Origin of the sequence: Pseudomonas sp. Leaf127 (assembly GCF_001423155.1) — a bacterium.
GTDB classification, from domain to species: domain Bacteria; phylum Pseudomonadota; class Gammaproteobacteria; order Pseudomonadales; family Pseudomonadaceae; genus Aquipseudomonas; species Aquipseudomonas ovata.
In genome coordinates this window covers 63,494-74,152 of record NZ_LMOA01000008.1, presented here as the reverse complement: position 1 = coordinate 74,152, position 10,659 = coordinate 63,494, and the positions used below count along the sequence as shown (strand labels likewise).

3 protein-coding genes and 2 pseudogenes are annotated in these 10,659 nt (G+C 59.9%); 4 read left to right on the top strand and 1 reads right to left on the bottom strand.

Translation table 11 applies throughout. The features are described 5' to 3' along the window. The 4 genes and pseudogenes from ASF84_RS07395 to ASF84_RS28405 all read left to right on the top strand — a co-directional run. On the top strand, positions 1-3,457 hold a 3,457-nt coding region (locus ASF84_RS07395), incomplete at its 5' end, for a non-ribosomal peptide synthetase (RefSeq protein ID WP_156684172.1). An 11-nt stretch (positions 3,458-3,468) separates the two neighbouring features. Then, positions 3,469-5,125, top strand: a pseudogene (locus ASF84_RS29635) (condensation domain-containing protein); the annotation flags it as partial. A 1-nt stretch (position 5,126) separates the two neighbouring features. After that, positions 5,127-6,362, top strand: a pseudogene (locus ASF84_RS29630) (amino acid adenylation domain-containing protein); the annotation flags it as partial. Positions 6,363-6,417: 55 nt separating this feature from the next. After that, positions 6,418-7,890 carry an alpha/beta fold hydrolase gene (locus tag ASF84_RS28405; protein ID WP_156684171.1) on the top strand — a complete coding sequence of 491 codons (1,473 nt, stop codon included), beginning with the start codon at positions 6,418-6,420 and terminating at the stop codon, positions 7,888-7,890. A 306-nt stretch (positions 7,891-8,196) separates the two neighbouring features. On the opposite strand, the gene ASF84_RS07370 is transcribed toward ASF84_RS28405, so the two are convergent. Continuing rightward, positions 8,197-10,647, bottom strand: coding sequence for a TonB-dependent siderophore receptor (locus tag ASF84_RS07370; protein WP_236709386.1), 2,451 nt, complete (start codon positions 10,645-10,647; stop codon positions 8,197-8,199). Positions 10,648-10,659 lie beyond the last annotated feature (12 nt).

Sequence of the window (10,659 nt, the reverse complement as noted above, 5' to 3'; positions counted from 1 at the left end):
GCCGCTGGACAGCCTGCTGAGCCTGAACGGYCAGGTGTATGACGGTGAGCTGAGCCTGGACTGGACCTACAGCCGCGAGGTGTTCGACGCGCAGACCATCGAGCATCTTGCACAGGCCTATGCCGACGAACTCAAGGCACTGATCGCCCATTGYTGCRACCCGCGCCATCGCGGCGTGACGCCGTCGGACTTCCCGCTGGCGGCGYTGACCCAGGCRCAGCTCGACAGCTTGCCGATGGCCGCCGAGCAGATCGCCGACCTGTACCCGCTGTCGCCGATGCAGCAGGGCATGTTGTTCCACAGCCTGTACGAGCAGGAAGCGGGCGACTACATCAACCAGATGCGGGTGGATGTCGAAGGGCTGGAGGTCGAGAAGTTTCGTCAGGCCTGGCAGGCCACAGTCGATAACCAGGATGTGTTGCGCGCCAACTTCATCACCCGTCTGGCTGTACCCCTGCAGGCCATCGCCCGGCAGATGCAGGTGCCGTTCGTGACCGAGGACTGGCGCACCCGCAGCGACCTTGTACAGGCGCTTGACGATCTGGCGCGCAAACAATTGCAGCAAGGGTTTGATTTGCTCAATGATCCGTTGCTGCGCCTGACGCTGATTCGCGTGGGTGACAAGCGTCATCATCTGATCTTTACCAGCCACCACATCCTGATGGATGGCTGGAGTCACGCCCAACTGCTTGGTGAGGTGCTGCAACGCTACACCGACCAGCCGGTGCCGCAGGTGGCGGGCGGTTATCGCGATTACATTGCCTGGCTGCAACAGCAGGATCCTGCCGTCAGTGAGACGTTCTGGAAACAGCAACTGAGCGAACTGGCCGGCCCGACCCGTCTGGCGCGAGCTGTTACGCCGGGTACTGGCGAGCAGGGCTCGGGGCGCGGGGAATATACAGGCCGGCTCGATGCCCGGTTCACGCAAAGCCTGGGTGATTTTGCCCGGCAATTGCGAGTCACCACCAATACCCTGGTGCAGGCCACCTGGTTACTGCTGTTGCAGCGTTACACCGGGCAGGCGTGCGTCACATTCGGCGCAACCGTCGCTGGGCGCCCGACCGAGCTTGTCGGTGTCGAGCAGCAACTGGGGCTGTTCATCAATACCCTGCCGGTTATCGCCAGTCCGCGTCCCGATCAACGCCTGGCCGACTGGGTCGAGCAACTTCAGGCGCAGAACCTGCAATTGCGTGAACAGGAGCATACGCCGCTGTACGAAATCCAGCGCTGGGCAGGCTGGAGTGGCGAGGATCTGTTCGACACGCTGCTGGTCTTCGAGAACTACCCGGTGGCCGAGGCTTTACAGCAGGCCACCCCGCAAGGCTTGTTGTTCTCCGGTGTGCATAACCATGAGCAGACCAACTACCCGCTGAGCCTGGGTATTGTTCTGGATGACAGCCTGTCGATTCATTACAGCTATGACCGGCGCTTCTTCAGCGACCAGAGCGTGCGCCAGATTGCCGATCACTTTGCGCATTTGCTGCAAGCGGTGCCGGGCCATGCAGAGCGGCCTCTGGGCCAGTTGCCTTTACTCGATCACATCGAAAGCTGCCAGGTCATTGACGGCTGGAGCCAGCTTGACAGGCATTACCTGCAAGGAAAATGCATTCATCAGTTGATTCAGGAACAGGCAGACAAGGCACCAGAGGCCGTCGCGGTGATGTGCGGCGAACAGCAGCTCAGTTACCGCGAGCTGATACAGCGTGCCAATCAACTGGCTCATAAGTTGTGTGAAGCCGGCGTCGGGCCTGAAGTGCGGGTTGCAGTCGCCTTGGGGCGTTCGGTCGACATCATCGTGACCTTTCTGGCGGTGCTCAAGGCTGGCGGCGTTTACGTGCCCCTGGACATGGGCTATCCGCAGGACCGCTTGCTGTACATGATCAAGGACTGCGAGGCCGCACTGGTGCTGACCCAGAGCGACTTGCTGGCGCGCTTGCCACTGGCGGACGGTCTGCAAGCGCTCGCGGTGGATCGACCGGAACAATGGGCGGGCTATCCACTGACCACGCCGGATGTAGCGCTGTCGGCAGAAAACCTGGCCTATGTGATCTATACCTCCGGTTCCACTGGCCAGCCCAAGGGCGTCGCGGTTGCCCACGGGCAGATTGTCATGCATTGCCTGGCCATTGGCGAACGCTATGAAATGACGCCGAACGACTGTGAGTTGCAGTTCATGTCGCTGGCCTTCGACGGTGCGCATGAGCGCTGGTTGACCACGCTGAGTCATGGTGCGCGCCTGCTGTTGCGCGGCGACGACCTGTGGACCCCGGAAGAGGTGTATGACGTCTTGCACCGTTTCGAGGTGACCGTTACCGCGCTGCCGCCGGCCTACCTGCAACAGCTGGCCGAATACGCCGCCACGGCGGGTCATCCGCCTGCTGTACGCGTGTATTGCTTCGGCGGGGATGCAGTGCCTCAGGCCGCCTATGAACGGGTCTGGAAAACCTTGCGCCCACAACGCATTTTCAACGGCTACGGGCCGACCGAAACCGTGGTCACGCCGCTGCTGTGGAGTGCCTGTGCCGGAGATGAATGCGGGGCCGCCTATGCGCCGATCGGCACGTTGGTCGGGCAACGCTGTGCGTATGTATTGGGCGCTGATCTGGACCTGTTGCCGGTGGGGATTGCCGGTGAGCTTTATCTGGGCGGCACAGGTGTTGCCCGGGGCTATCTGGGCCGCCCGGCGCTGACCGCTGAACGCTTCGTCCCCGACCCGTGGGGTGTTGACGGTGGGCGGGTATACCGCAGTGGTGACCTGACCCGTGCCCGTGCGGATGGCCTGATGGATTACCTGGGCCGTATCGACCACCAGGTGAAAGTGCGCGGCTTCCGTATCGAGCTGGGCGAGATCGAGGCTTGTCTGTTGCAGGACGAACAGGTCCGTGAGGCCGTGGTACTGGCAATCGAAGGTGTCGGTGGTGCGCAACTGGTGGCCTATGTGGTGGCTGGCACAGCGGTGACGGACGAAGAAACGGTGCGCACAGCCTTGAAAATGGCGCTCAAGGCTCGTTTGCCCGATTACATGGTGCCGGCGCATATCGTGCTGCTGGAGCGCCTGCCGGTGACGCCTAACGGCAAGCTGGACCGCAAGGGCCTGCCCAAGCCCGATATCAGCCAGATGCAACAGGCGTATGTCGCGCCGCAGAGCGAGTTGCAGCAGCAGATGGCGTCCATCTGGGCCGAAGTACTCAAGCTGGAAAGGATCGGCCTGAATGACAGCTTCTTTGAACTGGGCGGGCACTCGTTGCTGGCCACCCAGGTGATGTTGCGTGTGCGTGAGCAACTGGGTGTCTCGATGGCACTGCGTGACCTGTTCGATCATCCGCAACTGAGTGATTTCTGCCAGCTGGCCGAGCAAAAAGATAACCAGGATGCGCCTTTACAGGATGAACTGGCTAAATCCCTGGAGGCCCTTAAACGTCTTACTGCAGAGGAAATTGACGAGCTGATTTCGTAGGAGATACATCAGTGCAAGAGCTACTCGACTCCGTAAAGTCGCTATCTGGTAAAGAACGCAAGGCCCTGGCGGCCTTGCTTAAAAAGCAGAAAGTGAATCTGTATGGGGTCACTCCCATCTTCAAGCGGGAGCCGGACGAGCAGCCCTTGCTCTCTTACGCCCAACAGCGCCAGTGGCTCTTGTGGCAACTGGAGCCTGAAAGCCCGGCCTATAACATTGCAACGGCCTTGAGTTTTAAAGGGGCGCTGGATGTCGAGGCCTTGCAACAGAGCTTTCAGGCACTGATTGCACGGCATGAAACGTTACGCACGACGTTCGAGATGGACGGTGAAAAGCCGCGCCAGGTGATTCATCCCGATCTGCCTTTCAGCCTTGATTTCGAATGTCTTGAGCCGGGCGATGACGCGCTTGTCCAGTCCCGGGTCGAGCAAGAGACAGGGCGTCCGTTCGATCTGCTCAAGGGGCCGTTGCTGCGGGTAAGACTGTTGCAGCGGGCCATTGATGAGCATGTGCTGGTACTGACCCTGCATCACATCGTCTCTGATGGCTGGTCGATGCCGATCATGGTCGATGAGCTGGTGCAACTGTATGTGGCGTACAGCCGCGGGCAAGCGGCCAGTTTGCCGGACATGCCGATCCAGTACGCTGACTATGCGGTCTGGCAACGTCACTGGATGGAGGCCGGTGAGCAGGAGCGGCAACTGGCTTACTGGCAGGCCCGGCTGGGAGGTGAGCAGCCAGTGCTGGAGTTGCCGGTCGATCATGCGCGCCCGGTGGTCAGAAGCCATGCAGGCGACAACCTGAACATTGAGCTGCCAACCGATCTGGTTCGGGCGCTCAAGCAATTGGCCCAAGGTCAGGGCGTTACGCTGTTCATGCTGTTGCTGGCATCGTTTCAGATGCTGTTGCAGCGTTATTCCGGGCAGAACGACATTCGCGTCGGTGTACCGATTGCCAACCGCACGCGGGTCGAGACGGAGCAACTGATAGGTTTCTTCGTCAATACCCAGGTCCTCAAGGCCGAGTTCAATCTGCATTTGAGCTTCAACGATCTGTTGCAGCAGGTCAGACAGACGGTGCTTGATGCCCAGGCGCATCAGGATCTTCCATTTCAGCAATTGGTGGAGGCGTTGCATCCCGAGCGCAGCCTGAGCCATAACCCGCTGTTCCAGGTGATGTACAACCACCAGACCCAGGTGAAGGGCAAGGGCGTCGCGCTGCCAGGGCTTGAGTTGCAACCACTGGCGTACGACAACCACACGGCCCAGTTCGATTTGAGCCTGGACACCTTTGAGTCCGAGACGGGGCTATGGGCTTCGCTGACGTTTGCCACAGAGCTGTTTGACCGGCAGACCATCGAGCGGATGGGGCGGCACTGGGTCAATGGGCTACAGGCTGTCGTACGTCAGCCGCAGCAGCGGATTGCCGAAATATCGCTGCTGGGCGTCGATGAGCACCAACAGATCATCCATGTGTGGAACCGCACCGAGGCCCGTTACCCGGCCGGGCAGTGCCTGCCGCAACTGATCGAGCAACAGGTGCTCCGYACCCCGGACGCCACGGCCGTGATGGCGGGCAAGCAGTCATTGAGCTATGCCGAACTGAACCGGCGGGCCAACCGCCTGGCGCACAAGCTGCGCGAGGCGGGCGTCGGCCCGGATGGGCTGGNACCCCGGACGCCACGGCCGTGATGGCGGGCAAGCAGTCATTGAGCTATGCCGAACTGAACCGGCGGGCCAACCGCCTGGCGCACAAGCTGCGCGAGGCGGGCGTCGGCCCGGATGGGCTGGTGGGCATTGCGGTGGAGCGCAGTCTGGAGATGGTGGTCGGTCTGTTGGCCATTCTCAAGGCCGGTGGCGCCTATGTGCCGCTGGACCCGGACTACCCGCGCGAACGCCTGGCGTACATGCTCGAACACAGCGGTGCCCGCCTGCTGCTGACCCAGCAACGKTTGCTCGACCAGTTGCCGGCCACCGAGATCCAGACCTGGTGCCTGGACCACGCCGCAGACAGCGCCGAGCGCGATCACTGGCCGGTCGATAACCCGGTCGCCGTGCTGCACCCCGAACATGCGGCGTACTGCATCTACACCTCGGGCTCCACCGGCACGCCCAAGGGGGTGGCGGTGCGGCACCAGGCCCTGGYCAATTTCCTGTTCAGCATGGCCGAAAGGCCGGGGCTGACGGCCGCTGACCGGGTGCTGGCCCTGACCTCCCTGTCCTTCGACATCGCCGGCCTGGAACTGTACCTGCCGCTGCTGGTGGGCGCCTCCGTGGTGCTGCTGGCCGATGGCGAGAACCAGGATCCCCAGGCCTTGCTGGGGCTGATCGAGCAGCAGGCGGTCACCACCGTCCAGGCGACRCCGTCGACCTGGCGRATGCTGCTTGATGCCGCCACGCCGGGGCAGTTGCGCCACTGCCGTTTGCTCAGYGGTGGCGAGGCCCTGGCGCCTGACCTGGCCAGCCGCCTGCTGGAGCGCAGCGAGCAGGTGTGGAACCTGTACGGGCCGACGGAAACSACCATCTGGTCGGGCCTGCACTGCCTGGACCGGCAGTCGCCGGTGCCGTTGCTGGGCCGGCCGATCGCCAATACCCGGTTGCACATCGTCGAGCCTGGGTTGTGCGCGGCAGCGCCGGGTGTGGCGGGCGAACTGCTGATCGGCGGCGACGGTCTGGCCCGGGGTTACCTGCATCGCCCTGATCTGACGGCCGAGCGCTTTGTGCCGGACCCGTTCGACGCCAGCGAGCAGGGCGGCGGTCGGCTGTACCGCASCGGCGACCTGGCGCGGTACCGCGCCGACGGGGTGCTCGAGTACCTCAGCCGTGTCGACCATCAGGTCAAGATTCGCGGCTTTCGTATCGAGCTGGGCGAGATCGAGGCGCGGTTACTGGCGCACGAGGCGGTGCGCGAGGCGGTGGTCATCGATGTCGAGGGGCCGGGCGGGCKGCAGTTGGCGGCCTATGTGGTGGCTGGGCGAGATCGAGGCGCGGTTACTGGCGCACGAGGCGGTGCGCGAGGCGGTGGTCATCGATGTCGAGGGGCCGGGCGGGCGGCAGTTGGCGGCCTATGTGGTACCCATGGATTTGACCGTCGCAGAAAACGATAAAAAGAACGGGCAATTGTGCAAGGTTCTGCGCAAGCATCTGAAGTCAGGTCTGGCTGACTATATGATTCCGTCCCACATCGTCATGATGAGCCATATGCCGATGACGCCCAACGGAAAAATGGATCGCAAGCGACTGCCTGATCCTGACAGAGGGCTTGAGACACCGGGCAGTGCGCTACCCAGAACCAGGATAGAGCGGCAACTGGCCGCTATCTGGCAGGAAGTGCTTGGCCGTGACCACATAGGTTTGAACGATGATTTCTTTGAGCTGGGCGGGCACTCCATTTTGATGCTGGGTGTGTTGCGACGGGTGCGCGAGCAAATAGATGAACGCTTTGCCATGCATGATTTCATGCGCCATCCCACCCTTGAAAAACAAGCCGAATTGTTGCGTGATTGCCTGGGTGCAAAAGCCTCCAGCCTGATCAAGCTTAATAGCTGTCCCGATGAGGGGGCTGCACTCTTTTGTCTTCCGCCGGCCGGGGGAACGACGTTCCCCTATTATGCGCTGGCCAAAGAGTTGAATACGGTTTGCCCCGTGTATGCGCTGCTTCATAAAGGCTTCGTGGAGAAAGGGTTTCACTACCCCGGTTGGCATGACATGGTCGGCCATTACTTTGACGAAATTGTCAGGTTACAGCCTGAAGGTCCTTACCATCTTCTGGGGTGGTCGTCGGGTGGCGCGCTGGCCATGGAAGTTGCTCACCTTCTCGAACGCAAAGGCGAAAAGGTCAACCTGTTGGCGCTGGTCGATTCCATGATGCCGCCGGCGCTTTCCCAGGCGCATCGACAACCGATACAGGAGGCGGCGGTGCCCGTGGACCTGGCAGAGCTGGATGAACGCAATCATGCTGCGGTGATGATGATCAGGGGCTTTTTTCCTGAGAAAAGCGATGCCGATATCATGCACAAAGTGATCGAAGCCCGGACGGCAGGTCTGCAGGACGATCGTTTTGTCAGGTTTATGATCAATGAATTGCTTGGCGAACAGTCAGCCGATTCGCCGCGCTTTCAGCTGCTGTACGATGCGTACGCACTCGAGGCTGAGTTTTCAGTCGGTTACGATATCTATGGAAATATTTCCAGCCTGGCCAACGACTTTGAGTTACCGGCCTTGCACGTGCGTCCGGAACTGTGGTGGTCATCTGTTTCATACCGCCATATCGATGTGCTTGAGGCGTCCCTTGTCGAGGCGTGTGGCCTCAAGGGTGTTCAAGGTTCCGAGTGTCTTGATGTCGCGCATGAAGCGATGATCTATGCGCCTGCTTTTCTACAGTCTTTGAAGTTGCGCCTTCGAACCTACTTCAACGCCGATAAGCGTGCCTGATCGGTCCCTGGCACGACGACGCCATCAACGTCGTGGCGGCCGGACATCGCCTTTGTAACGCCTGCCTCCAGGATTGATCGAACGATTGATCCTGGAGGCAGGCGCTGGCGTTCATGCTGCCAGTCGGCATGCGGGACTGATTCTTGACACGGTGCAAGAGCCTGTTGCGTTTATCCGGATGCAGGCAGGGAGGTCATGACCCACCTCCCGGATTCCGGCAGTGGCCTGCTCGGGATCCGGGGCGGGTATGGAGATGTACGCGGGGTGCGTTCATCAGGACGACCTGATGAACGACTGTGTTTGCGATCAGTAGGTGTACTTGAGCGAGGTCATGAAGTTGCGAGGCGGGCCGAACGTTCCACGTGTGCCTGCAAAGGAGTATTCCTTGTCGAGCAGGTTGTTTACGTTGAGCGACAACGACAGGTGTTCGTTGATGTCATAGCGCCCCAGCAGGTTTACAAGCGCATAGCTGCCTTGTTCAATGACCTTCAGGTTGTCGCCGGTCTTGCTTTCCCAATTGACGCCACCGCCCACGGTGAATTTATTGAGGGCATCGGGCAGGCGATACGTCGTAAACACCTTGAAGTTGTGCCGTGGCGCGCGCGTCATGATGCGCTCGTTTTCATCGTTGCGTGTCACGCTGTAAACATAACCGCTGCTGAAGTTCCAGTCTTGCGCGAGCTGGCCTGCCAGTTCAAGTTCCACGCCTTCGGTGGTGGTGTTATTGAACAGCTCGTAGCCGTTGATCGTGTTGCTCCAGATGGCCAGATTATCCTGTTTGGTCTGGAACAGGGACATCGACGCGTTCAAGCGCTCTTCATTGAACACAGCCTTGATACCGGCTTCTATGCTGGTTCCTTCCTCGGGCGCCGGCGAGGTGACGTACTGGCTGACCAAGGGGTCCTGTGGCTGGAAGATCTTTGTGTAACTGCCGTACAGCGACCAGGTTTCATCGAGTGCGTGCACAAGGCCGAAGTAGGGCGTGAAAATGCCCGTTTCCCGGCTGCGGGCCTTGGTCGTGTTCCCGGATGAGAACGTCAGGCTGTCATTGTTGTTTTTCCAGTCGGTCAGGCGTCCGCCCACCAGCAGACTGGTGCTGTCGGTCAGGTGAAAACGCGAGTTCAGATAAGCGCTGTACTGATGCTCATGCCGATCGCTTTCGCCTGTTTTCAGGTAGCTTGGCTTGGGCGTGTCGTCTGCCCAGGTAAATATATTGGGAATCAGGTAGGTGCCAGGCGTCATGGTGTAGTTATCGCCATACGCATGGATCTGCGTCAGCGTGACCCCACCGATCAGTTCATGTTCACGCCCAAAGAGAGAAAACGGACCTGTCACATAGGTGTCGAGGTTGTTTTGCTCCGTGGTGTTGAGCCAATGCGGGGCCAGCAATCGCCCGCCCACCCCTGTGGATTGATTGATCGATCCGCTGACGGTGGAGTAAAGGCTTTCATACCGATACCGGGAGTGCGACAGTTCGGTCTTGAAACTCCAGCCAGACGCGAATTTATGTTCGACTGACGCAAAGACGCTACTGAGCTCATGGTCATAGTAAGCCCAGCGGGGGGTGTCATTATTCGACGGGCCGATGTCGATCTTTTCACCATTGCTGTAGATCATGGGGAAAATGGCCGCTTGAGAGTCTGTGTCTTTAGTGAGGTGGCTGAAGCCGACCGTCAACAGGGTGTCCTCGCTCAAATCGAGTTCACTGATGCCGTACAGGCTCATCCGCTCCTGCTCATAATTATCTGTCCAGCCATGCTGGTGCTTGTAATCGGCAACCAGGCGACCGCGGATATTGCCGCTCTCGGTCAAAGGTCCGGACACATCGACGCCCGTGCCGTAGCGGTCCCAATTACCGGCTTCTGCCGTGATGGACGCTTGCGGGTCGAAGGTGGGACGCTTGCGCACCATGTTGATCGTGGCCGACGGCTTGCCCAGGCCGCTCATGATGCCCGTCGCACCCCTTACGATTTCAATCCTGTCGTACATGGCCGTGGCTTGCAGGTAGTTGGCCATCGAGGATGCTGTAGGCACGCCATCAATCTGGAAGTTGTTGATGGTCGAACCGCGTGAAAAAATCTGGGGTGCATCACCGCCATACACCAATGGCTTGACACTGATCCCGGTTGCCGCATCCAGCGCATCGGCCAGGTCATCCAGTTTTTGATCTTCCATCCGCTGGCGTGTAAGCACCGTGACCGACTGAGGCGTTTCCTGCGGCTTCAGATTCAAACGCGCAGAGCTGCTGGTCGAACCCGTGGTGTAAGACCCGGTTCCCTCAGTGATGGAGCCCGGCGCCTTGCCGGAAATCGTCACTGACGACAGCTCCATCGTGTCAGTCGAAGCAGGCACCTGCAGCGTCAGGGTATTTCCAGTGATCTGGTAGCGAACCCCTGTTCCCTGTAATAAAAGATGGATCGATTGATCCAGGCCATAACGGCCACTGATGGCGGTCGAGCGCAGGCCTTGCACGTCGCCAGGGTTATAAAGAAGTTGAACGTTGGCCTGTTCTGCAAAGACCTGCAACGCCTTGTCGAGCGGCTGTGCAGGAATATTCAGGTTCCATTCCTGAGCCTGAACCTGCGTGACCATCCCCATGGTCATTGCAAGGCCCAGGCCGGTCAATGTTCGTTGCGGACGTAATACATGACGCATCAACAGCGCCTTGGCCAAGGGAGAAAGTGTGCTCAAAGTGTGTGCGGGCATGATGTTCTCTGTTTTTGCAATTGAGAATTTTTTCTTTTCGTATTTATTCAACGTTCAGGCCCG